Source organism: Wenxinia marina DSM 24838 (assembly GCF_000379485.1).
In the GTDB taxonomy this organism is placed as follows: domain Bacteria; phylum Pseudomonadota; class Alphaproteobacteria; order Rhodobacterales; family Rhodobacteraceae; genus Wenxinia; species Wenxinia marina.
Genome location: NZ_KB902288.1, coordinates 253,653 through 277,148, shown reverse-complemented (window position 1 = coordinate 277,148; position 23,496 = coordinate 253,653). Strand labels below are relative to the sequence as shown.

The following is a 23,496-nucleotide window of genomic DNA, read 5'->3' as shown; positions in this document are numbered from 1 at the left end:
AACACTCAGGGGGTCAGCATGACGCCATTCGCCGCCGGTGCAATCCCGTCAGAGGTCGGGCCGCGGCGGAACCGGCACGGCGCGAGGATGCACGGCGACGCCGTCGGAATGGAGATGGTGCAGCGAGTAGATCACCGGGCCGTCGGTGAGCGGCGGCTCACCCTCCGGCTCGAAGTCGAGCGCGTACTGGAAGGCGGGGCTGCCGCCGACCGCCGCGTAACGCCCGGCCCAGACGGTGTGATAGCACTGGTGGACATGGCCGCAGAGCAGCCGCAACGGCCCCGGCGCGGCGCGCAGGATCGCCTCGAGCCGCCCCCTCCCCTCGATCAGCGCGGTGGCGTCCCAGTCCCGGTTCCCGCTCGGGAAGGGCGGGTGGTGGAGCAGCACCACGGCCGGGGTGGGGTCGGCCAGCCGCTCCTCCAGCCAGTCGAGCCGCTCCCGGCAGAGCGAGCCCTCGACCCGGCCGGGGAGCTGGCTGTCTAGGCCGATGAAGCGCGTGCGGCCGATGACGGTCTCGGAAAGCAGGAACTCCGGATGCGCCCAGCCCTGCGGAAAGGCCGCACGCATCGGGCGGCGGCGGTCGTGGTTGCCGGGCACCACGAGGACCGGCACCGGCAGGGGCGAAAGGACCTCGCGCACCAGCGCGTAATCGGCGTCGGAGCCGCCGTCGGCGACGTCTCCCGTCACCACCACCACGTCCGGCAGGCGCGGCAGGGAGAGGATGTCGGCCACGACCAGCGGCACGATCCAGGCCACGTCGGGGCGGACGGGCGCCGTCTCGGGCGGGCCCGCCGAGAGGTGGAGGTCGGAGAGATGAGCGATCAGCATGGGAGCTCTACCGGCCGATCCGCGACAGCACGTCGGCCTTCAGGAAGCGCTCGATCACCAGCATGAAGCCCACGGAGGGGATCAGCAGGATCAGCGCTGTGATCGCCGCGACCTGGTAGTTCCCGCCCATCGAGGCGTTGAACATCAGGATCGGCAGCGTGGTGACGTCGGGCGTGCCGACGAAGAAGGTGCCGGTGAACTCGTCGATCGAGTCGAGGAAGACGAAGATCGAGGCGGCGACGAGGCCTGGAAAGGCCTGCGGCAGGGTCACGTCCCGGAAGGTCGTGAGCGGCCCCGCGCCGAGGTTCCGCGCCGCCTCCTCCATCGCGCGGTCGACCGCGGCGAAGGAGGCGGTGGCGATCCAGACCGCGTAGACGAGGCCGGGCAGCGAGTGGACGAGCACGACGCCGAGGATCGTGCCGTTCAGCCCCATGCCGTAGAACATCCGGGCGATGTTCACGAAGATCGGCAGGCTGGGGAAGGCCTGCGGCAGCAGGAACAGGAGCATGATGAGCGACCGCGCCGGGAGCCTCAGCCGGGCCAGCGCGTAGCCCGCCGGGATAGCCAGCGCGATGGAGAGCGCGACGGTCGACACCGCGATGGCGACCGATTGGAACAGCGAGGTCCAGGCTCCGGCGCGCGGCCGGAACACCCTCGCCCAGAAGTCGAAGCCCCATTCGGTCGGGAGGCGGTTGGGGAAGAACCACTGTTCGGCGAAGGCCCACATGGCGAGGTTGGCGAGCGGCCCGAAGATCACGAAGGCGAAGGCGCCGATGAGGATCGCGGGCAGGATGTGGCGGATCACCGCGAGGCCTCATCGCGCAGGGTCATCCGCAGATAGAGCCAGGCGGCCACCGCGGTGAGCAGGTAGGAGAACAGGCCGAGCGCGTTGGCGACCGGATAGTCGCCGTAGTAGGTCACGCGATGGGCCATCATCGCGGTCATCATCGTCGGATTGCCGGCGATCACCATCATCGGCACCGACAGGACCGACATGATCTGGACGAGCGACAGGATCAGGCCGACGAGCAGCGTTCCCTTCACCTGCGGCAGCAGGATCTGGATCAGGCAGCGGAACCGCCCGGCGCCGAGGTTGCGCGCCGCCTCGACCGAGGAGCGGTCGATCGAGGCCATGGCCCCGGCGAGGAGCAGCGTCACGAAGGGGATCTGCTTCCAGGCAAAGGTCAGCACGAGTCCGCGCCAGTCGAGGAAGCTCTGCGCCGAGAGCGGGTCGAGCAGGCCGGATTCCATCAGGAGTCCGTTCATCAGCCCGTTCTTGGCGAGGAAGGTCCGCGCGGTCTGCCCGGCGACGATGAAGGGGATGAACAGCGGCCAGCGGTAGAGCCAGCGCAGCGCCGAGACCGCCCAGGGGGTCGCGCCGAGCGTCAAGTAGCCGCCGATGGCGATGGAGGAGATCGCGATCAGCGCCAGCGAGGCCAGCGCAACGAGGATCGAGAAGACCACGTCGCGGCCGTAGAGCTCGAAGGCCGTGCGGAGATGGTCGAGCGTGAAGCCGCCCTCCTCCGCCACGAAGGCGAAGACGACCGAGCGCACCAGCGGCAGGGCGTAGAGCAGCGCGATGGCTGCAAGCGCGGGGGCGACGAGCAGGAGGCCCATGCCGCTGCCGCGGAACAGGGGCGCGCGCGGCGCCGGGGGCGCAGCGGCCCGGTCGGGGATCGAGGTCATGGGGGCGGTCTCGCGAAGGATCGGCCCGCCCGGGACGGGGCGGGCCGGAGGGGGCGTCAGTTGCCGACGTTGCGCTCGTAGGCCTCGAGGATCGCGGCGAAGTAGTCCGCCTGCGGCATCGAGAGCCCGCGCTCGGACAGGGTCTCGGGCGTCACGTCGGTGAACAGGCGGCCCCATTCCTCGTCGGTCAGCTCGGCCTGCACCTCGGTCGCGTCGATACCCGGAAGCCAGTTGAACCGGCGCACGATGCCCTCGGCCTGAACCTCGGGGCTGGTGGCGAGCTCGATGAACTCCTGCGCCAGCTCTGCATTCTCGGCCTTGGCCGGGACCGCGTAGTACATCGGCTGGCCGGGCATCCCCGGGGCGGGGATCATCAGCTTGAGGTTCGGGTTCAGGCGGCCGTCGGCGACCCAGGTGTAGAACATGTCCATCCAGACCGGCCCCATGGCGATCTCGCCGCGGTTCATCGCGTCGAGCGTGCCGGCATTGCCGGGGGTGATCGTCACGTTCTCATTGAAGGCGTCGAGGCCCGACAGCGCGTCGGTCCAGCCTTCGGGCGCCGAGGCGTCCCAGGGCCCGTTGCGGATCGCGTCGGCATCGTCGGCGAAGGCGTACATCCAGCCGAAGACGAAGCCCACGCCGGCCATGCCGCCGGTGATCCCGTTGTAGCCGAACTGGCCCGGATGCTCCTCGACCCAGGAGGCGAGCTCCTCGTAGCTCTGCGGCGGTTCGGGGACGAGGTCGGGGTTGTAGGCGATGGCGATCTGGCTCTGGAACATCGGCATGACGTAGCCCGAGACATCGACGCCCAGTGCGGTGTCGGCATTCGCCGCGGTCACCAGCGACCCGGTCTCGATCTCGTCGCGATAGGGCGCGAGCATCCCCTCCTCGACCATCTGGCCGGCCATGCGCTGGTGCACCACGGCGACGTCGACGTCCCAGGTGTCCGACCCGCTCTGTGCCGCGAGCTTTTCGTAGAGCGCCTGGCTGCCGCCGTCGCCCGGCCCGGTGCCGAGCGCGCGGACGGTGACGCCCGGGTGGCTCTCCTCGAACAGCGGCCCGAGGTAGTCGTTGATGTAGTCGACCATGTTGGTGTCACCCGCGGTGACCACGTTCAAGGTCTGCGCCCCGGCCGGCAGCGCCATCGCCGCCGTCAGGATCGCGGCCAGTGCCGTCGAATGCTTCATCTCACGTCCTCCCAGTTGTGATCTTTGGTCAGTGCGGCAGCAGCGCCTCGTCGGCGCCGAAGGCCATGACGGCCGCCGCCGGCACCGCCGCCAGCGCCGCGGTTCCGGGCGCGAGCGCGGTGTCGGAGAGCGCGGAGACGCTCTCTCCCCCGGTGTCGAGCCGGATCTGGTAGCCGCCGCCGGCATAGGCGCAGTCCACGACGGTGCCATGACGGGCCAGCGCGCCCGCGGGCGGGGCCGCGGCGATCCGCGCTTCGGCGCTGCGGAAGCCGAGCGTCGCACCCTCGGCCCCCGGCAGCGGATCGCCGGCGCGGCCGCGGATCAGGTTGTCGATGCCGAGGAAGCGACCGGCTGAAAGGTCCGCGGGCCGGGTGAAGAGCTCTTCCGGCGTCGCGACCTGGACGATCTGCCCGGCGCGCATCAGGACGATGGTGTCGGCCATCGACAGCGCCTCTTCCTGGTCGTGGGTCACCATGATCGTGGTGATCCCTACTTTCTGCTGCAGGCTCCGGAGTTCCGACCGCAGGTTCCGACGGATCGCGGCGTCGAGGTTCGACAGCGGCTCGTCGAGCAGGAGGATCGGCGGGTCGATGATCAGCGCCCGGCCGAGCGCGACGCGCTGCCGCTGGCCGCCGGAGAGGCTGGCGAGCGGGCGGTCGGCGAAGCCCGGCAGGTCGAGCAGGTCGAGGATGCGGGCCACCTGCTCCTCCCGCTCGCGCTTCGGCACCCGGCGCAGCTTCAGCGGATAGGCGAGGTTGCCGCCGACCGACATGTGCGGCCAGAGCGCGTAGGACTGGAACACCATCGCCGTCTCGCGCTTCTCGGGCGGCAGAGCGGCGATGGAGCGGCCGCCGATACGGATGTCGCCTTCGGAAGGCGGCGCGAAGCCGGCGATGGCGCGCAGGAGCGTGGTCTTGCCGCAGCCGGAGGGGCCGAGGAGGCAGGTGAAGCTGCCGGCCGGCACGTCGAGCGTGATGTCCCTAAGGATCTGCACGCCGCCGAGCCGGATCGCCAACCGCTCCAGCGACAGCGCCTCTCCCCCCATGTCGCCCCCTCCCAAGGATTGCACACGCGTGCAATCACTGTTCCGACTCACCTGCCGCGGGTCAAGTCTTTCCTTCATTGCTGCGACAGAATCGTGACGCTAGGCTTGCACTCGCGTTCAGGTTGGAGGGCGAAATGCGGGTCACCGCGCATGACGTGGCGCTGGCGGCGGGGGTTTCCCGCTCGGCGGTCTCGCGGGCCTTCTCACCCGAGGCCAGCATCGAGAGCCGCAAGCGCGCGCATATCCTCGCCGTGGCCGAGAGCCTCGGCTACCGCCCGAACCTGATCGCGAGAGGCCTCACGGGGCGCGGCAGCGGGCTGATCGCGGTGGTCGTGGGCAACGTGTCGAGTCCCTACGAGGCCTGGTTCCTCGACGTGCTGGCCGAGGCGATCCGGGCGGAGGGGCTGCTGCCGCTCCTCCTGCCAGTCTCACCAGGGCAGGAGCTCGAGCCCGCGCTCGACCACGCGCTCGCCTATCAGGTGGACGGCGCGGTGATCGCCGCGGGTTCGGTCAGCCGCAAGCTCGCCGAACGCTGTTCCGCCATGGGCGCGCCGGTCGTCGTGGTCGGCCGGGTGATCGAGGACGGGGCCGATTCGGTCTGCTGCGACAACCGCGCCGGCATGGCGCTTGTGGTCGAGCGGCTGGTGGCGGCCGGGCGGCGCCGCGTCGCCTGGATCGGCGGCTATGCCGACACCTTCTCGAACATCGAACGGCTGGAGGGACTGACCACCGGCCTTTCCGCCGCCGGGCTGAAGCTGGTGGACAGCCGGCGCGGCAACTACTCGGTCGAGGGCGGGCTGGCGCAGGCGCTGACGCTCCTGACCGGGCCGGAGCCGGTGGACGCCATCGTCTGCGGCAACGACGCCATGGCGATCGGCGCGCTCTCGGCCGCGCAGCGGCTGGGGCGGCGGGTGCCCGGGGAACTCTCGGTGACCGGCTTCGACGACATCCCCGCGGCGTCCTGGGAGGCCTATTCGCTGACCACCGTCCGCAACCCGGTCGAGACCACGGTGCGCGAGGCGCTGGCGCTGCTCTCGGCCCGGATCGCCGGCGAGGACGGGCCGCCGCAGGTGGTTCGCCTCGCGCCCGAGCTGAAGCTGCGCCGAACCCTCTGACCTCACGCGATGAGCGCAAGGCCGCGGGCGCGGAAGCCGAGCGCAACGGACGCCCCTGTGGCCAGCGGCTCCACCGCCTCGGCGTCTAGGACGAAGAGCCGGCCGAGGTCGGTCTCCACCTCGTATTCCACGTGATCGCCGAGATAGGCGGCCGAGGCGATGCGGCCGGCAAAGGCCCCCGCCCCAGGGGTCAGCGTGATCGCGTTCGCCCGGACGGCGAGGCGCGCGGGACCCGGCGCCGCCTCCCGCGCCGGGACCGGCTGGCGGAGGCCGCCGACGGCGACGGTTGCGGTCCCGCCCGAGACGCTCTCGACCTCGCAGGGGAGAACGTTGGCTTCGCCGATGAAGTCGGCGATGAACTCCGAGGCCGGCGAGTCGTAGAGCTCGCGCGGCGTCCCCTGCTGCGCGATCCGCCCGTCCTTCATGACGACGATCCGGTCCGAGACGGCGAGCGCCTCCTCCTGGTCGTGGGTCACGTAGACCGCAGTGAAGCCGAGCCGCTGCTGCAACTCGCGGATCTCAGTCCGGACCCGGCGGCGGAGCCGGGCATCGAGGTTGGACAGCGGCTCGTCGAGCAGCAGCACCTGCGGCTCCAGCACCAGCGCGCGGGCCACTGCGACCCGCTGCTGCTGCCCGCCCGACAGCTCCGACGGCAGCCGGCCGCCCATCCCTGAAAGCCCCACGAGGTCGAGGCCCTTCTCCGCCGCCCCCCGTGCCTCGCGCCGCGCCATGCCGCCCGATTCGAGCCCGTAGGCCACGTTCTGCGCCACGCTCATGTGCGGGAAAAGCGCGTAGGACTGAAAAACCATCGACACGTCGCGCCGGTCGGCCGGCAGTCGGGTCACGTCCTGACCGCCGATCAGGATCCGCCCCGCCGTCGGCGTCTCGAGCCCCGCGAGCATCCGCAACGTCGTGGTCTTGCCGCAGCCCGAGGGGCCGAGGAGCGTCACCAGCTCACCCGGGGCGATGGCGAGATCCAGTTCGGGTATCGCGGTGAAGCTGCCGAATTCCTTGCGGACCCCCTCGAAGGTCACCGCGCCTCGTGTGCCGGTCATGCCGGGACCTCCTCCGTCCGCCGCGCCGCCGCCGCCCGCGCCTCGCGCCGCCTGAGCTGCCGGTCCCCGACCAGCAGCTGGAAGCCGCCGATGACGGCGATCATCACCAGGATCAGGACCGAGGAATAGGCGATGGCGATGCCGTATTCGCCGTTCTCGACGAGGCCCACGATATAGGCCGTCGCCATGTTGTACTTCGCCGAGACGAGGAAGATCACCGCCGAGATCGAGGTGATCGCCCGCACGAAGGAATAGACCAGCGCGGCGAGGATCGCGGGCCGCAGCAGCGGCAGGATCACCCGACGGAGGGTGCGGGGGGAGCTTGCGCCCAGCGTCAGCGAGGCCTCGTCGAGCGAGGGGTCGAGCTGCGACATCGCCGCCACTCCGCCGCGCACGCCGACCGGCATGTTCCGGAACACGAAGCAGAAGATCAGGATCGCCGCCGTCCCGGTCATCTGAATCGGGGGCAGGTTGAACGCCATGACGTAGCTGATGCCGATGACGGTCCCGGGGATCGCGAAGCTCATCATCAGCGCGAACTCGAAGATGCCGCGGCCAGGGAACCTCTGCCGCACGATCAGCCAGGCGGTCAGCAGGCCCACTGCCGCGGTCAGAGGCGCGGCGATCAGCGCGATCTCCATCGTGGTCCAGAAGCTCTTCCAGGCGACGCCGGTCCAGGCGATGCCGTCCGAGAGGTCGACCGAGAAGGCGCGGGCGTAGTGCTCGAGCGTGAAGGAATGGTCGAGGCCCCAGGTCTGCACGAAGCCGCCGAACAGGATCAGCCCGTAAACGAAGAGCGTGAAGGCGGCCCAGAGCGCGACGACCACGCCCACCGGCCAGGCAACTCGGCGGGGGAGAAGCGCGGGGCGGCCGCCGTCGCCCTTGCCCGAGACGGTGGCGAAGTTACGGCGGCCGAGCCAGAGGCGTTGGGCAAGGAAGGCCGAGAGGGTGAAGCCGAGGAGGACGGTGGCGAGCACCGCCGCCCGCGCGGGGTCGTGCTGGGCGCCCACCACGGCGAAGAAGATCTCGGTCGACAGCACCCCGCCCGAGCCGCCGAGCACCAGCGGATTGCCGAAATCGGCCATCGATTCGATGAAGCCGATGAGGAAGGCGTTGGCGAGACCCGGCGCCATCAGCGGCAGCGAGACCTTGCGGAAGGTGCGCCAGCGGCCCGCGCGCATGGTCTGGCTCGCCTCCTCCATCGAGGGGCTGACGCCCTCGACCACGCCGATCAGGACGAGGAAGGCGATGGGGGTGAAGCTGAGCATCTGGGCGATCCAGATGCCCGGCAGGCCGTAGAGCCAGCGGCCGAGGGTCCAGCCGGTGGTGTCCTCGATGAAGGTGGTGACGAAACCTGCCCGCCCCAGCATAAGCGTCAGCGCGAGGCCGATGACGAATGGGGGCGTGATGATCGGCAGCACGGTCAGCAGCCGCAGCCCCTTCTTGAACGGCACCCGGGTCCGCGTCGCGACGAGCGCAAAGGCGAGGCCGAGGAGCGTGGTGCCGGTCGCGGTGCAGATCGCGAGCGTGAAGGTCCGCCAGGCGACGCCGCAGCGGCCTCCGGTCAGGCAGCCGAGGCCCCAGATATTCGGGTCGCCGATGTTCTTGGCCACGCCCTCGGCGGTAAAGCTGCCGTCGTAATCCTGGAACGCGCCGGTGAACATCGACACGATGGGATAGAGCACGAAGGTCGCGACCAGCAGCACCAGTAGGCCGATGGCGCCGATGACGAAGGCGTCGCCCTTGAGCGCCCCGCGCTCGGCGAGGCCTGCCGCGATCAGCCCGGCGAAGGCGAGCGCGGTGACGATGGCACCGGCGCCGTAGGCCTGCTGGCCCTCGACCTCTCCGAAGGTCGCCTCGAGCAGACCCCAGTTCCAGCCGCGGAGGCCCACCGACAGCCCTTCGACCAGCATCCAGCCGAGACCGGCCGCGCCGATCAGCACCAGCCCCCGCCCCCGCCGCGACGGCGGCAGGGTCAGCCGCAGCGCCAGCGCGGCCAGCAGGAGGAGCGGGATCGGCCAGAGCCACCAGCGGTCCGGGAAGAGCTGGGCGAGACCGGGCCAGAGCCGGTCGTCGGACAGCCAGTCTCCGAGCCAGCCGAATCCGAAGAACCCGCCCCGGATCCGGTACCACGGCAGCACCACGAGCCCCGCCGCCCCCAGAAGGAGCATGAAGTCGAGCCGTCGGTCGTCACGGATCATCGGCAGGCCCTTCCGGGGGAGGAGGGCGGCGCGAACCGCCCTCCTCCGTCACTCATTCGACGCCCACGCCGCCGACTTCGTCGTCCCAGCGCGCGAGCAGTTCGGTCCGCCGCTCGGTGCTGCCGTACTGCGCGAAGTCGTAGTCGATCAGGGTGATCTCCGAGAGATCCGGCGCCGCCTCGGGCGGGGTCGCGTTGACGTTGGACGGGATCTGGAACGACCCGGCCTCGGGCATGATGGACTGCACGTCGGCACCCAGGACCCAGTCGTAGAAGACCTCCGCCTCGTCGGGGTTCTGCGCGCCCTCGATCAGCGACATGGAGCCGATTTCGTAGCCCGTCCCCTCGCAGGGGGCGACCACCTCGATCGGGAAGCCCTCCTCGGCCTGCGCCACGGCGTCGTGCATGAACACGATGCCGAGCCCAGTCTCGCCCCGCGCCGCGGCCTTGACCGGGGCCGAGCCCGACTTGGTGTATTGCGAGACGTTGGCGTCGAGCGCGCGGAGGTACTCGAAGGCCTCGTCCTCGCCCATGATCTGCACCAGCGTGGCGAGCGCGGTATAGGCGGTGCCCGAGGAGTTCGGATCGGCGATCTGGATCTCGCCCGCTAGCTCGGGGTTCAGCAGGTCTGCCCAGCACTGCGGCGGGGTCAGGCCCTTCTCCTCGAAGATCTCGGTGTTGTAGCCCCAGCCGAGCGCGCCGGAATAGACGCCGACGGTGCGGTAGTCCGAGATCTCGGCCTGGCGCACGGCCCAATCCTGCAGCTCTTCCAGCATCGGCGACTGGTATTCGGCGGTCAGCCCGTCGGCAGCGGCCTGCAGGTGGGGGTCGCCGGTGCCGCCCCACCAGAGGTCGGTCTGCGGGTTGCGCGCCTCGGCGCGAATCTTGGCATAGGTCTCGCCCGAAGACAGCCGGACCATGTTCACGGCAATGTCGTGGCTCGCCTCAAACTCGGTTACCAGCCGCTCGCAGACCACCACATCGGCCGAGCAGATCAGGTTGAGCTCCTGCGCTCCGGCCGCTCCGGCGGCGAGAGTCGCCACACCGCCCGCGAGGGCGATCGGAATATTTCTCATTGGGTATCCTCCCTGTCCGCCCTTTGGGGGGCAGATCGTTGCAAGCGTTTTCACAGCATCGGAGGTCGAATATGCCCTGTCAAGGCTTGCGAATCGCGGGTGCGGCGCGCGCCGTCGTGCCGCGATGCGGCGAAGAGATGAACCTATGTGCGGTCCGGATCAAAGCCTACGGGCGCGCCCTCGCGAGGGCGCGGGCCCTCAGCCCGGCTCCGCGACATGGACGGTGCAGCCGCCTTCCGAGAGCGCGCGGGACAGGTCGGGCGGCGGCGCCCGGTCGGCCACCAGCCCGCTGATGCCGCCGGGCGGCGCCACCGGCTCCAGCCGCCTCAGCCCGAACTTGGCCGCGTCGCAGAGCAACAGGCCCTGCCGCCCCCGCGCCAGCATCGCCCGCTTCACCGCAGCGAATCCCGGCACCGCCTCGCTCGCCCCCCGCGCGTCGAGCGCGGTCGCCCCGATCACCGCCACGTCCACCGCCCGTTCCGACAGGAAGGCCACCGTCTCGGCCCCCACCACCGCCTCCTCGCCCGGCAGGTAGTCCCCGGGGCAGAGCACGATCCGCGCGGCTCCGCCCCGCCCCAGCGCTAGCGCGACCGAGAGCGAGTTGGTGACCGCCGTCACCGCGATCCCGCGGAATGCGAGGTGCCGGGCGAACTGCAGCGTGGTCGAGCCCGCGTCGATCATCAGGGTCTGGCCCGGCACGACCAGCGCCGCCGCCGTCCGCCCGATCCGCTCCCGCTCGACCAGCCGCTCGCGGCTGCGCTCGGCGAGGTCCGGCCGCCCGCCGGGCAGCGCGGTCACGCCGCCATGGGCGCGGACCAGCCGCCCCTCGGCCTCCAGCGCCTCGACGTCGCGGCGGATGGTCTCGGCGCTGACCCCGAATCGCTCGGCGAGGTCGGCGGAGCGCAGGTGCGGCGAGAGCCGCAGCTCGGCCAGGATCCGGTCGCGCCGATCCGCCTTCCTCAATCTGATGCCGCTGTCCATCGTCGGTCCTCGCCGGTACTTGCGAGGCATATCCCACATCCGCGCGACAGTTTCATTGCAAATCCCCACAAGGAGTGCTCGTATCCCTGCAAAGACCACGATCCGGACCCACCGGATCACCCAAGGGAGGATCCACATGCTCGACCCCAACCGCCGCACGTCGGTGGCCGCCGCAGCCATTCTCGCCGCCGTCCTGCCGGCTTCCGTCTTCGCGCAGGACTGCGCCAACCAGGGCGATCTCGACGCGATGTACTGCGACGCCGACGGCGACCTCGTCGCCGACGCGCCGGCCGACGAGAGCCTGCTGCAGGATCCCGGCACGCTCGTCTTCGCCTACACGCCGGTCGAGGATCCGGCGATCTACGAGGACATCTGGGAGCCCTTCATCGCCCACCTCGAGGAGGTGACGGGCCGGGACGTCCAGTTCTTCGCCGTCCAGTCCAACTCGGCTGAGGTCGAGGCGATGCGCTCGGGCCGTCTGCACATCGCCGGCTTCTCCACCGGGCCGACGCCCTACGCCGTGAACCTCGCGGGGGCGGTGCCGTTCGCGATCATGGGGTCCGAGGACGGGCGCTTCGGCTACACGCTGCAAGTCTACACTCAGGCCGACAGCGAGATTCAGGAGATGGCGGACCTCGCGGGGATGCGCGTCGCCCACACCTCGCCCACCTCGAACTCGGGCAACCTGGCGCCCCGGGCGCTGTTCCCCGATCTCGGCGTGACGCCGGACGAGGATTACGAGGTGATCTATTCGGGCAGCCACGACCAGTCGATGCTGGGCGTCGTCGCGGGCGACTACGACGCCGCGCCCGTCGCCTCGGAAGTGGTGGAGCGGATGGCCGAGCGGGACCTCTACGATCCCGAGGACGTCCGCATCGTGTGGGAGAGCGACCGCTTCCCGACGACCTCCTACACCTACGCGCACGACCTCACGCCCGAGCTGAAGGCGCTGATCGAGGAGGCGTTCTTCTCGTTCGACTTCACCGGCACCGCGCTCGGCGAGGAATTCACGGGCGTCAGCCAGTTCGTGCCCATCACCTACCAGGACGACTGGAAGGTGATCCGCCAGATCCAGGAAGCGAACGGCGTCGAGTACACGCCCGAGGGCCTCGCCGCGGAGTGATCCGCGCGCCAACGCGGCCCGGGCGGCGACGCCCGGGCCGGAACGGGACATCCACATGCTGAAGATCACCGACCTGGTGAAGCGCTACGGCTCGGGCGAGCCGGTGCTGAAGAACCTCGACCTAACGGTGGAGGGCGAGACCGTCGTCTCGGTCATCGGCTCGTCCGGGGCCGGCAAGTCGACGCTGCTGCGCTGCATCAACCGGCTGGTGGAGCCGACCTCGGGCTCCATCGTGCTGAACGGGGCCGAGCTGACGAAACTGCGCGGCCGCGAGCTGCGGATGGCGCGGCGGCGGATCGGCATGGTGTTCCAGTCCTTCAACCTCGTCGACCGGCTGACGGTGATGGAGAACGTCATGTCCGGCCGGCTGGGCTACCTCTCCACCTGGGCCGCGGTCTCGCGCCGTTATCCGAAGGAGGACATCCGCCGCGCCTTCGAGCTGATGGAGCGGGTGGGCATCGCGCACTACGCCGACAACCGCGCCGACGGCCTGTCGGGCGGCGAGCGCCAGCGCGTGGGCGTGGTGCGCGCGCTGATGCAGCAGCCCGAGATCCTTCTCGCCGACGAGCCGACCGCCTCGCTCGACCCCAAGACGTCCGAACAGATCATGCAGCTCCTCCGGGACCTCGCGGGCGAGCTGAAGCTGCCGGTCCTCATCAACATCCACAACGTGACCGAGGCGAAGCAGTATACCGACCGGATCGTGGGAATGCGCTACGGGCGGATCATCTTCGACGACGCCCCTGCCGCGCTGACCGAGGACGCGATGGAAGCGATCTATTCCGGCAGCCCCGCCGCCGACCGCGCGGGCGCCGGCCTGAAGGAGGCGTCGTGAGCGACGCCGCCGCCCCCCGCGACCACTGGCGCAAGCCGCCCTTCATTGCGAACCCCGCGCTGCGCTGGGGCCTGCTTCTCGCCGTCGCCGCCTATTTCGCCTGGGTGATCGGCACCCTGCCGGTCGACTGGAACCGCGTCTCCGAGGGCCTGTCCCGCGCCGGCCGCATCTTCGGCGGCGCCTTCCCGCCCTCGTTCGAGCGGTCGGGCCTGCTGATCGACGGCTTTCTCGAGAGCCTCAAGATCGCGATCCTCGCCACCTTCGGCGGGGTCCTTCTGTCGATCCCCATCGCCTTCATGGCCGCGCGCAACATCGTGCCCCTGCCCGTCTTCTGGCTGGGCCGCGGGATCATCATCGTCGCGCGCAGCTTCCACCCCGTCATCGTCGCGATCATCTTCGTCAAGGCGGTGGGCTTCGGCCCGCTGGCCGGGGTGCTGACGCTGATCATCTATTCCATCGGCTTCGTCGCCAAGATGCTGGCCGAGCGGATCGAGGAGATCGACTGGGGCCAAGTGGAGGCGATGCGCGCCGCCGGGGCGCCCTACCTCTCCACCCTCGTCTACGCGATCTTCCCGCAGATCCTGCCGCGGCAGGTCGGGCTGACGATCTACCAGCTCGATTCCAACCTGCGCGCCTCGGCCGTGGTCGGGATTGTCGGCGCGGGCGGGATCGGATCGACCCTCGCCAACGCCTTCGGCCGCTACGACTACGACTTCGCGCTGGCTATCACGATGGTCATCGTCGGCGTCATCCTCGTCTCCGAGGCCGTCTCCGGTCAGATCAGGAAGCGGCTGTGAGCCTGCAGGACACCTTGCGCGATCCCGCGCCCGCGACGCCCGGCATGGCGCACCTGCGCGACGACTGGAGCCGCTTCTCCCCGCGGCAGAAGATGCAGCGCTGGGTGGTGATGCTGCTGTGCGCCCTCGCTATCGCCTGGTCGATCTCGTCGATCGAGGTGATCTGGGCCTGGGTCTGGGACGCGCCGCAGCAGATGGGCGACCTGTTCGGGCGAATGTATCCGCCGGACGCCTCGAACCTCGCGGCCATCCTGCGGGTCCTGCTTGACACCGTTAACATCGCGACCGTGGCGACGGCCATCGCCGTCGTCGTCTCGCTCCCCGTCGCGCTCCTGGCGGCGCAGAACACGACGCCGAACCGGGCGACGCTCTGGCTGGGGCGGTTCATCCTCGTCTCGTCGCGGTCGATCAACACGATCATCTGGGCGCTGCTCTTCGTCGCGATCTTCGGCCCCGGCGCCGTCGCGGGGATCGTCGCGATCATGTTCCGGTCCATCGGCTTCGTGGGTAAGCTCCTCGGCGAGGCGATCGAGGAGATCGACAAACGGCCGGTCGAGGCGCTGGAGGCGACGGGCGCCACGCGCTTCAAGGTCATCCTCTACGCCATCGTGCCGCAGGTGATGCCGACCTTCTGGGCTGTCGCGATCCTGCGTTGGGACATCAACCTGCGCGAATCCACCGTGCTCGGCCTCGTCGGCGCGGGCGGAATCGGGATCATCCTGCAGGGCGCCATCGACACCTTCCGCTGGCCCGAGGTCGCCACGATCCTGCTGGCCATCGTGGCGCTGGTCATCCTGGGCGAGATCGTCTCGGCCTGGCTCCGCCGCCGCATCCTGTGACCCCGGATCCCGACTGGGCCTTCGCCGCCTACGAGGCGGTGCGCGGGCGACTGCCCTCGGCCGATTTCGGCGGTGTGACGCCCCGTGCTGCCGCCGACCTGTCGGAGGCGGCGGAGGGGGCGGAGCTGGTGCTGCTCGACGCCTACGGCGTCTTGAACGTGGGCGAGGCGCCGGTGCCGGGCGCGGCGGAGCGGGTCGCGGCCTTGCGGGCCGAGGGCAGGCAGGTCCGCGTCGTCAGCAACTCCGCCGGCTACCCGAAGCGGGTGATGATGGCGCGCTGGCGCAGCCTAGGCTTCGACTTCGCGGCCCACGAGGTGGTCTCCAGCCGCGACGCCGCGCTCGCCCATCTGGCCACCCTGCCGCGCCAGCGCTGGGGCGTGATGCTCTCGCCCGTGCACGGGGCCGAGGAGCTAGAGGACCTCGACCACACGCTCCTCGGCGAGGACCCGGAGGGCTGGGAGGCCGGAGCCTTCCTCCTCCTCGGCGCCGACGGCTGGACCGAAGCGCGCCAGGAGCGGCTGGAGGCCGCGCTCCGCGACCGCCCCCGCCCCGTCCTCGTCGGCAACCCCGATATCGTCGCCCCGCGCGAGGGCGGCCTCAGCCTCGAGCCCGGGCACTGGGCGCACCGCCTCGCCCACCGGACGGGCGTCGCGCCGGATTTCTTCGGCAAGCCCTTCGCCCCGGTGTTCGAACGCGCCCTGGCGGGCACCGGAGTAACGCCGGACAGGGTGCTCATGGTGGGGGACACGCTGCAGACCGACATTCTCGGCGGCCGGGCCATGGGCTTCCGCTCCGCGCTCGTTACCCGATGGGGCGCGCTCGCCGGGGCGGATGTGGACGGCGCCATCACCCGCTCCGGCATCGTCCCGGACTGGACCCTCGAGACGATCTGACCCGGCCCCGCCCCTCGTCAACCTTTCGTTCAGCTTCCTCCGTCAGGCATCGGGACACGACCCGTCCCGAACCCGCAAGAGGAGCGGCCATGAGGTCCGACAGAACGGGATACGGCCCCCACGATCCGCCGGATCGCGATGGCCATTCACTGACCCACTCTCACGGGAAGTGATGTGTGCCGGCGCGTTATTGTTCTCTGCCGACACCGTATCATCCGCCCGATAGGTTATCGGATCGCTAACCGCTCGGGCGACCGTGCTCAGCCAGCGGGTCCCAGCTCGCGGGGGTGACCATGAGCGGCGGGTCGAAGCTCTCGGCGATGGCGGCCCAGTTGACGAACTTGAAGTTGGTCGCCGCGGTCTCTCCGTCGAGGTCGTTCAAGTCGCCGGCATAGCCGTCCTGAGTGATGAACACGCCGTTGGGGAAGCCCGGCAGCGCGACCGAGATCACGCCGTCGCCGTCGCTCTCCTGCACGCCGTCGATCTCGTCCGTCCCGACGATCCGGAACGCGCCGAGCGGCTCGATCCCCTCGTCGACCGAGAACACCACGAAGTTGTCGTCATAGGGCGCGTCGTCGTAGGTCGGTGCCTCGCCATGGGCGCCGCCCTGGCTCGACGGCGGGTCGATCCGGTAGGCCCGCACGTAGTCGCGCCCCCGGTCGGCCCCGATGGCGAGGTCGGCGGTCGTCCCGTCGGCCATCGGCACGTCGTACACCACGTCGATGTTGTTGATCCAGCTGTCCTCGATCGGCGGGATCGTCTGGATCAGCGACCCGTCGCGGCCGTAGACCCGGATCCCGCCGTTCTTCACTGCGGTGACGACGAGGCTTTGAGCCGGGTCGTCGGGCGAGACCCAGATCGCCGGATCGTAGGCATCGGCATCCAGTCCTCTTCGTCGGTCAGCAAGGGGGTCTGGAGCGTGGCCGTCACCTCGCCCACCGTCCACTCCTGCGCCTCTGCGTGACCCGGCAGGCAGAGCGCCGCCGCGCCGAGGCACCTGCAATTATGTGGAGTCAACCGGTCTGCGCCGTCTCCGCCTTCCGGATCGAGACCACGCGGCTCTCGGTCAGCTCTCCTGCCTCGGCGAGGATCGGGTAGGCCACCGAGGCGATATGCGCGTTCACCCGCTTGAGGTCGCGCAGGATGTCGAGGTGCAGGGTCGTCGAGGCCAGCGTCTCGGGCCGGCCGGCCTGAAGCCGCGCGAGATGCTGGCGCTGCGACGCCTCCTCGATCCGCCGCACGTGGACTTTCTCGGCCATCAGCCGCCGGGCCAGCGCCACGTCGTGCGAAAGGAATACCGACTGCGCCAGTTCGAGGTTCAGGATAGTCTTGCGGTAGAGCTCGGCGATCTCCTCCTCGCCCTGGACCGAGAACCGGACCTGCCGGGCCATCTTCTTCTCGGCCATTTCGGCGAGGTCGCGGTCGAGGATGTCGCCGACATGTTCGAGGTTGATTGCGTAAGACATGATCTCGTTCGCGCGGCGAGTGTCGGCATCGTTCAGCTCGCCCCGGGCGAGCCGGGCAAGGTAGAGCTTCACGTCCGACAGCATCGCATCGACCTGGTCGTCCAGATCCGACGTTGCCTCGCGCGCGCCGGGGTCGTCGACCTGCAGCGCCTTGAGGTTCCGCTCCATCATTGCGGCCACGGTGTCGCCGATCCGCAGCGTCTCGCGCGCGGCACCGGCGAGCGCGAGGCTGGGCGTGTCGAACGCACTCTTGTCGAGGTAGGAGACCCGGCGGGACGCGGCCTCCGGATCGGGCCAGACGCGCTGCGCCAGCCGGTCAAGCGGGCCGAGCAGCGGCATGAACACGGCGAGCAGGACCAGGTTGAAGGCCAGATGCGCGGCGATGGCAAAGCGCGTGCCGGGCGGCAGCAGCGCCGCGAACTCGGGACCCAGCGTTCCGGCGGTGACCAGCACGGCCAGCGCCCCCGCCGCGCGCACGGCGAGGTTGGTGCGGGTCAGCCGCTTCGCCGCGATCCCCTCGGCCGCGACGGCGAGGCAGGGCGGGATGGCGCCGCCGAGGTTCGCCCCGGCGACCAGCACCAGCGCCAGTGCGGGCGAGACGCTGCCGGTGGCTGCCAGCATCGACACGAACAGTACGACGGCGAGGCTGGAGGAGGACAGGAAGGCGAGCCCGGCCGAGAGGATCAGCCCGAACACCGGCCCGTCGGCCAGCGCGGCGAGGATTGCAGTCATCACCTGGCTTTCGCGCAGCGGTTCGGTCGCGCCGCCCAGCAGCTCCAGCCCGAAGAGCATCAGACCGAGCCCGATCAGCGCCTTGCCGACGCCCTTGCCGCGCGCCATCCGGCTGCGGCCGTCGGTAATGACGCCGGCGAGGACCAGCATCGGCGCGAGCCAGTGCAGGTCGTGCGCCAGCACAGCAGCGGTGATCGCGGTGCCAAGGTTGGCGCCCAGCAGCACCGCCTGCGCCATCCGCGGCCCGACGAGGTTGCGCGCGACGAAGCTGCCGGCGATCACCGCGGTGGCGGTCGAGGACTGCACTGCCAGCGTGGTGACCAGCCCGGTCAGCGTGGCGACGACCCGGTTGCCAGTCCATTTCGCGATCAGTTGCCGGAGTGAGGCGCCGAAGCCCGAGAGGATCCCGGACTTGATCATCCGGAGCCCCCAGAGGATCAGCGCACCGGCGCCGAGCAGGTTGATCAGACCTATTGTTGCGTCCAACTCCGGCCTCCTAGCCCCCGGTCGTGCCTGCGACGCGAGGCGTCTTGAGACCGGCCAATCCAGCCGTTATGCGTCTGGCAGCAAACGGCAGCAACGGGTTGCAGAGCGATTTCATGGATGATCCCGCCAACAGCCGCCCGGACCGTCCCGAACGCGGCTCGTTCGTCAGCGCGGGCGACGTGGCCGAGCGGGCGGGCGTGTCGCGCTCCGCGGTGTCGCGCACCTTCTCCGGGGCCGGCAGCGTCTCGGCCGCCACCCGCCGTAAGGTGATGAAGGCAGCGGAAGAGCTGGGCTATCACGCCAACCACCTCGCCCGCGGGCTGACCGGAGAGCCGTCGGACATCGTCTGCCTGATCGCCGCTGACATCGGCCAGCCGTTCCAGGCCCGGATGCTCGAGCAGGTGACGCGACACCTGCAGCTGCGCGGCAAGGTGGCGATGGTCATCAACACGGCGGGCGACGGCGACTCGGTGTCCCACGCCCTGCGTCAGAGCCTGCACTACCGAGCCGAGGCCTCGGTGGTGCTGACTGGTACGCCGTCGGAGAAGCTGGTGCAGACCTGCCTGTCGAACGGGCAGCGGGTGGTGCTGGTCAACCGCGACGACGAGGCGCCCGGGGTGGACCGGCTGCGGGTCGACAACGACCGCGCCTGCGTCGAGGCGCTGGCGCTGCTGCGCCGCGCGGGCTGCGAGCGGGTGGCCTGCGTCTCGTCCCGTGCACGGACCACGAGCCTCCTGTCGCGCGAGGCCGCCTTCTCCCGCGCCGCGGAGGCGGCGGGACTGACGCTGGACCTGACCCGAGCGGGTCCGACGAGTTACGAGACCGGGGCGGAGTCGGCCCGCCTGCTGCTGGGCCGTGCCGCGCCGCCCGACGGGGTGTTCTGCGTCACCGATCTGCTCGCGCTCGGGTTCATGGATGCCGCGCGTCACGTCTTCGGCCGGCGCATCCCCGAGGATCTCTGCGTCATCGGGTTCGACGACGTGCCGCAGGCGAGCTGGACCTCCTACGAGCTCACCACCTTCCGCCAGCCGATCGAGGAATTTGCCGAGAGGATCGCCGCGGTGCTGACCTCGGACGAGGTCGGCCACAGTGAGGTGCTCGAGGTGCTGCCCGTGTGGCGCAGTTCGGTGCGGATGGCCTAGCACGCCGCGACCCCGCCGGGTTCGGCAAGCTCCGCGCGCGCCCGCATCCCGGCCTCGCCCGCCGCCAGATGCGCGCCGAGCGTGCGGAAGAAGACGGCGAGCAGGGCGGCCTCCGAACCCGCGTCCCCGTCCGCGTCCACGGCGCCGAACCGGCGGGCGAGCGCGGCGCAGAGCCGCCACCGCTCCTCGCTCAGCCCCGCAGCGGGGCCGCCGCCGGCCTCGCGCAGGCGATACCAGTCGAGGAAGATCTCGCGCAGCGGCAGGTCGCCCGGCTCCTGCGCCGCGGTCTCGCCGAAGCGCTCCGGCAACGCCCCGAGCGGCAGGTCGAGCAGCGCGCGCATCCGCGGCGGCCAGTCCTCCTCGAGCCGGCGCTCGAGCACCATCGCCATGTAATGTGCCGACAGGAACCCCGTATAGTCCGGCGCCGCCAGCGCCGGGATGTCGCGGTCCGCGGCCTCGGCGTGATACCGGTCGTGCCAGCCGTTCCAGCCCGGCGCCTCCCCAAGCGGACGGTCCGTCAACCGCACCCCCTCGCCCAGCTCCACCAGCTTCCAGCCGGCCGGGAAGCCGACCGTCGAGGGGACGGAGACGTTGACCAGCCCGGCGCAGGCGGCGGTCGCATCGACGTGCCAGTGCCCGCTGAAATGCAGCCCGAGACCGGTCGCGGCGAGGGCCGCTGTCTCCCCCGGCTCCGGCATTCGTCGCCGCCCGGCGCGGCGCCTGCCAAGCCGGTCGAGCTGGGGGATCGTGCCGCCGAAGACGTCGACCATCGGATAATGCGACATCGCCACCAGCCGCTTGCCGAGCCGTCCGGCGCGGGCCGCCACGTCGGCGATCCAGGGCAGCAGGTGCGGCTTGAACCGCAGCGCGGCCGACCAGCCCTCGGGGCTGCGGTCGGTCATCCCGCCGCGGCCGTCGGGGAGGTAGCAGTTGGCATCGAGCGAGAGGATCCAGAGGCCGGCCACCGGCTCGACGAGATAGGAGGCGTCGAACACCAGCGCCCGGTCGCCGCGGGGCGAGGTCATCGCGACCTCGCGGTCCTCGATCCGGTCGGAGGGGCCGAACGGGCTTTCCCAGTGAAGGTCGCGCGGGTCGCGGAAGTAGCCGAGCGCGCGGGCATGGCCCATGGCCTCGGCATAACTCGACATCCGCATTCCGGGGCAGGGCACTGTCCCGGCCTCGGGCTCCACGCTCGGCCCGGTCAGGCGGTGGACCCGGCCGGCGGCGTCGACCACCTCCTTCACCAGGGGCTTCCCGGCGATGCCCCACTGGTCGTGGTTGCCGGGGCAGAGCAGGAACCGCGTCCGGTGCCGCTCCGCATGCTCCGCCAGTAGCGCCGCCGCCGCGGCCCAGTTCGCCGGCTGGCCGTCGTCGGTCAGGTCGCCCGCAATCAGGCAGAGGCCGATCCGCTCCGCCGCGATCTGCCGCAAGGCCTCGCGCAGGGCCGGCTCGCTCTCGTTGAAGATGCGGGTGGAATGCAGGCTCGCGGCGAGGCTGCGGACGACGAGACCCTCGGTCGCGGTGCCGAAGGAGGTGTCGTGCAGGTGCGGATCGGAGAGGACGGCGAGGCGGATCATCGGGGCGCGGCTGGGTCCTCGTGTCCGATCCGGTCGATCCATTCGGAAGCCTTCTTCGCGGCGTTCACCAGCATCGGCTTCGGGGCGGAGTTCCACTCGTCCGGCCGCAGCTCCCGCGCCTCGCGGACATGGGCGAGGGCGGCGTCGTAGCTCGGATACTTGTCCGGCATCGCGTGATGCAGCAGCAGCGCCACCAGCGCCACCGACCGGCTCCGCCCGCCGCGGCAGTTCACCAACACGTTCCCCCGTTCTCGCGTAGGATAGCTCGCCCGCTCCGGCAGCACCTGCGACAGCGCCCCGCGCAGGAGGTAGTAGCCGGCAAGCATCATCGTCTCGGCATTGCCCGGGCCGTCCACGAGGCCGAGCTTGTAGTAGCGGACCGCGCCATGGCCCCAGGGCAGGTTCGCCGGGTCCGAATCCGGGTCCGTCTCCTGCACTAGGTTGATGTCGAAGTTGACGGCGCAGTTCACCACCGTGGTGATGCCGTGCTTCCGCAGCAGATCGAGGTTCGACGCCCCCTCGCGCCCGCCGACGTAGAGCGCGACGCTATAGGGCTCCAGCCGCTCCTCGATCAGGGAGATGTCGGGGCGGTCGTAGTGCAGCGACTCCGGCGAGACGTTGGTGTTCATGCGGTCAGCCTCGTGCGTGTGGCGTCGGAAAGCGACTCGGGACAGAGTGCGATGCCTGTGGCCTCGCTCACCGCCTCGGCCAGCGCTGGAACGACGGCGAGCACCGCGCCCCCCTGCCCCAGCCCGTCCTCGGGGAGCGCGCTGACGCGGCCGCCCGCCTCCTCGACCATGAGAAGCCCGGCGAGGCAGTCCCAGGCGTTCATGTGCAGCTCGGCGTAGCCGTCCGAGCGCCCGTCGGCGACATAGGCGAGGCCGAGCGCCCCCGAGGCGGCGCGGCGGATGTTGGCGCCCCGGGCGAGCAGGCGGGACATCGCGTCCATGTAGCTCTGCAGCGGGCGCCGGTTGCTCCAGCCGAGCTCGAGGCAGGCGGCGGGGAAGTCGCGGGTGCCGGCGACGCGAAGGGACACGTCGTTGCAGGTGCCGCCCTGCCCGCGGCGGGCGAACCACAGCTCCCGCGTGGCAGGCGACAGGATCGCGCCGATCTCGGTCACCCCGTCGCGGACATAGGCGAGCGCGATGCAGAAATGCGCGATCCCTCGGGCAAAGTTCGCGGTGCCGTCGATCGGGTCCACGACCCAGAGCGAGCGGCCGGTGACGGCGCCGCCGGTCTCCTCTCCCAGGACGTCGTCCTCGGGGAAGGCCTCGGCCAGGCGCGCCTTCACATGGGCCTCCACCGCGGCGTCCGTCTCGGTCAGGAAGTCCTGCGCGCCCTTCATCGCGATCTCGGCCGGGTCGCGGCGACGGAACCCGTCGAGCGCGATGCGCCCGGCGCTCTCCACCAGATTGCGGGCGAAAGCGGCGCGGGCATCGAGGTCGGCGTCGGCGGAGGATGAGGTCATGCGGAGGTCTCCGTTCTGGTTGGCCGGGGGGGCGCTGCGGCTCATGCCGCGCGGGCCCGGCGGCGGGCGTCGATCCGGTCGGCCACGCGGTCGAGGGTGGGATAGGTGGCGCCGGGACCATGGGCCACGTAGCCGGGACAGAGCTGATCGGCCGAGCCGTCGGGCACCTTGCCGAGCGTCAGCGGGCGATAGTGCCCACCGGCCTGGCGCAGGACCAGGATGGCGGCGGTCACGTCCCAGGCGTTCACGCCGAAGCCCACCGCCGCGTCGGTCCAGCCGGCCGCGACATGGCAGAGCGTCAACGCCGCGCTGCCGGGGCGGCGGAGGGTCGAGAAGGCCGAGACCAACTCGCCGAAATCGGCCAGCGCCGTCTCGCGCCCGTCGAGGCGGAAGTCGCGCTGAACGGGGAAGCCAGTGATGAGCGCCGCCCTCGCCTCCTCGCGCGCGGGGCGGGGGACCAGTGGCTCTCCGTTCAGCCAGACGCCGTCGAGGTCGGCCGAGAACAGGTTGCCGGTCATCGGATCGTAGACCACCCCGGCGAGGATCCGGCCGTCCGCCACCGCGCCGATCGAGACGCACCAGAAGGCGAGGCCGGCCGCGAAGTTCGAGGTCCCGTCGATCGGGTCCACGAGCCATTTCACCGGGCCGGAGCCGATCTCTCCGCCCTCCTCGCCGAGGAAAGCGGAGTCCGGGACCTCGCCCAGCAGGCGGTCGCGGATCAGCGCCTCGGTGCGGCGGTCGTGGACGGTGACGGGGTCGTGGAGGTCCACCTTGTAGTCGACCTCCATCGCCGCCCGGAAGGCGCCCTTCAGGGGATCGCCCGCCTCGCGGGCGACCTCCTCCGCCACCCGGCGCAGCCGGGCCGCCAGAGCGTCCCCGTCCGCGGGAGAGTCCACTGCGGCGATGATCGTCATCGGGAATGGTCCTTTCGTGGTGGGCTCCGGGCCGGAAGACGGCCCGGAGCG

General features: G+C 70.7%; 22 protein-coding genes. 7 read left to right on the top strand and 15 right to left on the bottom strand.

The features are described from left to right. Window positions 1-48: 48 nt before the first annotated feature. Genes A37W_RS0110540 through A37W_RS0110520 form a run of 5 tightly spaced genes read right to left on the bottom strand, consistent with a single transcriptional unit; the run spans window position 49 to window position 4,746 of the window. Window positions 49-828, bottom strand: a complete 780-nt coding sequence (locus A37W_RS0110540; RefSeq protein WP_018303003.1) for a metallophosphoesterase — start codon at window positions 826-828, stop codon at window positions 49-51. Between the two features lie 7 nt (window positions 829-835). Further along, window positions 836-1,633, bottom strand: coding sequence for an ABC transporter permease (locus A37W_RS0110535; protein WP_018303002.1), 798 nt, complete (start codon window positions 1,631-1,633; stop codon window positions 836-838). After that, a complete protein-coding gene (locus tag A37W_RS0110530; RefSeq protein ID WP_018303001.1) occupies window positions 1,630-2,514 on the bottom strand; it encodes an ABC transporter permease in 885 nt (294 codons plus the stop codon). The genes A37W_RS0110535 and A37W_RS0110530 overlap by 4 nt, the downstream gene beginning before the upstream one ends. Before the next feature lie 56 nt (window positions 2,515-2,570). Further along, window positions 2,571-3,701 (bottom strand): ABC transporter substrate-binding protein, encoded by a 1,131-nt coding sequence (locus A37W_RS0110525; protein ID WP_018303000.1) that lies wholly within the window; start codon window positions 3,699-3,701, stop codon window positions 2,571-2,573. A 28-nt stretch (window positions 3,702-3,729) separates the two neighbouring features. Continuing rightward, on the bottom strand, window positions 3,730-4,746 hold the full coding sequence (locus A37W_RS0110520; RefSeq protein ID WP_018302999.1) for an ABC transporter ATP-binding protein: 1,017 nt from the start codon (window positions 4,744-4,746) through the stop codon (window positions 3,730-3,732). A 134-nt stretch (window positions 4,747-4,880) separates the two neighbouring features. Here A37W_RS0110520 and A37W_RS0110515 point away from each other — a divergent pair, with 134 nt between their 5' ends. Next, a complete protein-coding gene (locus tag A37W_RS0110515; RefSeq protein ID WP_047772212.1) occupies window positions 4,881-5,861 on the top strand; it encodes a LacI family DNA-binding transcriptional regulator in 981 nt (326 codons plus the stop codon). A gap of 2 nt (window positions 5,862-5,863) precedes the next feature. Here A37W_RS0110515 and A37W_RS0110510 read toward each other — a convergent pair whose 3' ends face one another. The 4 genes from A37W_RS0110510 to A37W_RS0110495 all read right to left on the bottom strand — a co-directional run bounded on the left by A37W_RS0110510 (window position 5,864) and on the right by A37W_RS0110495 (window position 11,173). Then, on the bottom strand, window positions 5,864-6,916 hold the full coding sequence (locus tag A37W_RS0110510) for an ABC transporter ATP-binding protein (protein ID WP_018302997.1): 1,053 nt from the start codon (window positions 6,914-6,916) through the stop codon (window positions 5,864-5,866). Further along, complete coding sequence (locus A37W_RS21515) at window positions 6,913-9,117, bottom strand: ABC transporter permease (protein WP_018302996.1); 2,205 nt, start codon at window positions 9,115-9,117, stop codon at window positions 6,913-6,915. The genes A37W_RS0110510 and A37W_RS21515 overlap by 4 nt, the downstream gene beginning before the upstream one ends. A 52-nt stretch (window positions 9,118-9,169) precedes the next feature. Beyond that, on the bottom strand, window positions 9,170-10,192 hold the full coding sequence (locus A37W_RS0110500; protein ID WP_018302995.1) for an ABC transporter substrate-binding protein: 1,023 nt from the start codon (window positions 10,190-10,192) through the stop codon (window positions 9,170-9,172). A gap of 198 nt (window positions 10,193-10,390) precedes the next feature. Beyond that, window positions 10,391-11,173, bottom strand: coding sequence for a DeoR/GlpR family DNA-binding transcription regulator (locus A37W_RS0110495; protein WP_018302994.1), 783 nt, complete (start codon window positions 11,171-11,173; stop codon window positions 10,391-10,393). A gap of 136 nt (window positions 11,174-11,309) precedes the next feature. Between A37W_RS0110495 and phnD the strand changes: the two genes are divergently transcribed. Genes phnD through A37W_RS0110470 form a run of 5 tightly spaced genes read left to right on the top strand, consistent with a single transcriptional unit; the run spans window position 11,310 to window position 15,660 of the window. After that, a complete protein-coding gene (gene phnD / locus A37W_RS0110490) occupies window positions 11,310-12,296 on the top strand; it encodes a phosphate/phosphite/phosphonate ABC transporter substrate-binding protein (RefSeq protein WP_018302993.1) in 987 nt (328 codons plus the stop codon). A 55-nt stretch (window positions 12,297-12,351) separates the two neighbouring features. Beyond that, the gene (gene phnC, locus A37W_RS0110485; protein WP_018302992.1) at window positions 12,352-13,131 is read left to right on the top strand and encodes a phosphonate ABC transporter ATP-binding protein; all 780 of its coding nucleotides are present in this window, start codon (window positions 12,352-12,354) and stop codon (window positions 13,129-13,131) included. Beyond that, entirely contained in the window at window positions 13,128-13,928 is an 801-nt protein-coding gene (gene phnE, locus A37W_RS0110480) for a phosphonate ABC transporter, permease protein PhnE (RefSeq protein WP_018302991.1), read from the top strand. The genes phnC and phnE (A37W_RS0110480) overlap by 4 nt, the downstream gene beginning before the upstream one ends. A gap of 44 nt (window positions 13,929-13,972) precedes the next feature. Beyond that, on the top strand, window positions 13,973-14,767 hold the full coding sequence (gene phnE / locus A37W_RS0110475) for a phosphonate ABC transporter, permease protein PhnE (protein ID WP_026198423.1): 795 nt from the start codon (window positions 13,973-13,975) through the stop codon (window positions 14,765-14,767). Next, window positions 14,764-15,660: an HAD-IIA family hydrolase gene (locus tag A37W_RS0110470; RefSeq protein ID WP_018302989.1), complete on the top strand. Its 897-nt coding sequence runs from the start codon at window positions 14,764-14,766 to the stop codon at window positions 15,658-15,660. Before phnE (A37W_RS0110475) ends, A37W_RS0110470 begins: the two co-directional genes overlap by 4 nt. Before the next feature lie 238 nt (window positions 15,661-15,898). Here the strand turns inward: A37W_RS0110470 and A37W_RS0110465 are convergent, their stop codons facing one another. Both A37W_RS0110465 and A37W_RS0110455 read right to left on the bottom strand, forming a co-directional pair. Then, on the bottom strand, window positions 15,899-16,606 hold the full coding sequence (locus A37W_RS0110465) for a phytase (RefSeq protein WP_169337576.1): 708 nt from the start codon (window positions 16,604-16,606) through the stop codon (window positions 15,899-15,901). Window positions 16,607-16,673: 67 nt separating this feature from the next. Further along, entirely contained in the window at window positions 16,674-18,344 is a 1,671-nt protein-coding gene (locus A37W_RS0110455) for a Na/Pi cotransporter family protein (RefSeq protein ID WP_018302986.1), read from the bottom strand. Between the two features lie 113 nt (window positions 18,345-18,457). Here A37W_RS0110455 and A37W_RS0110450 point away from each other — a divergent pair, with 113 nt between their 5' ends. After that, window positions 18,458-19,486, top strand: coding sequence for a LacI family DNA-binding transcriptional regulator (locus A37W_RS0110450; RefSeq protein ID WP_018302985.1), 1,029 nt, complete (start codon window positions 18,458-18,460; stop codon window positions 19,484-19,486). On the opposite strand, the gene A37W_RS0110445 is transcribed toward A37W_RS0110450, so the two are convergent. The 4 genes from A37W_RS0110445 to A37W_RS0110430 are packed head-to-tail and all read right to left on the bottom strand — an operon-like array spanning window position 19,483 to window position 23,445. Continuing rightward, window positions 19,483-21,063, bottom strand: a complete 1,581-nt coding sequence (locus tag A37W_RS0110445; protein WP_018302984.1) for a metallophosphoesterase family protein — start codon at window positions 21,061-21,063, stop codon at window positions 19,483-19,485. The two genes, A37W_RS0110450 and A37W_RS0110445, sit on opposite strands and share 4 nt — an antisense overlap. Beyond that, window positions 21,060-21,692, bottom strand: a complete 633-nt coding sequence (locus tag A37W_RS0110440; protein ID WP_018302983.1) for a dual specificity protein phosphatase family protein — start codon at window positions 21,690-21,692, stop codon at window positions 21,060-21,062. Before A37W_RS0110440 ends, A37W_RS0110445 begins: the two co-directional genes overlap by 4 nt. Then, window positions 21,689-22,531 (bottom strand): inositol monophosphatase family protein, encoded by an 843-nt coding sequence (locus A37W_RS0110435; RefSeq protein WP_018302982.1) that lies wholly within the window; start codon window positions 22,529-22,531, stop codon window positions 21,689-21,691. The genes A37W_RS0110440 and A37W_RS0110435 overlap by 4 nt, the downstream gene beginning before the upstream one ends. A 41-nt stretch (window positions 22,532-22,572) precedes the next feature. Further along, on the bottom strand, window positions 22,573-23,445 hold the full coding sequence (locus A37W_RS0110430) for an inositol monophosphatase family protein (protein ID WP_018302981.1): 873 nt from the start codon (window positions 23,443-23,445) through the stop codon (window positions 22,573-22,575). Window positions 23,446-23,496 lie beyond the last annotated feature (51 nt).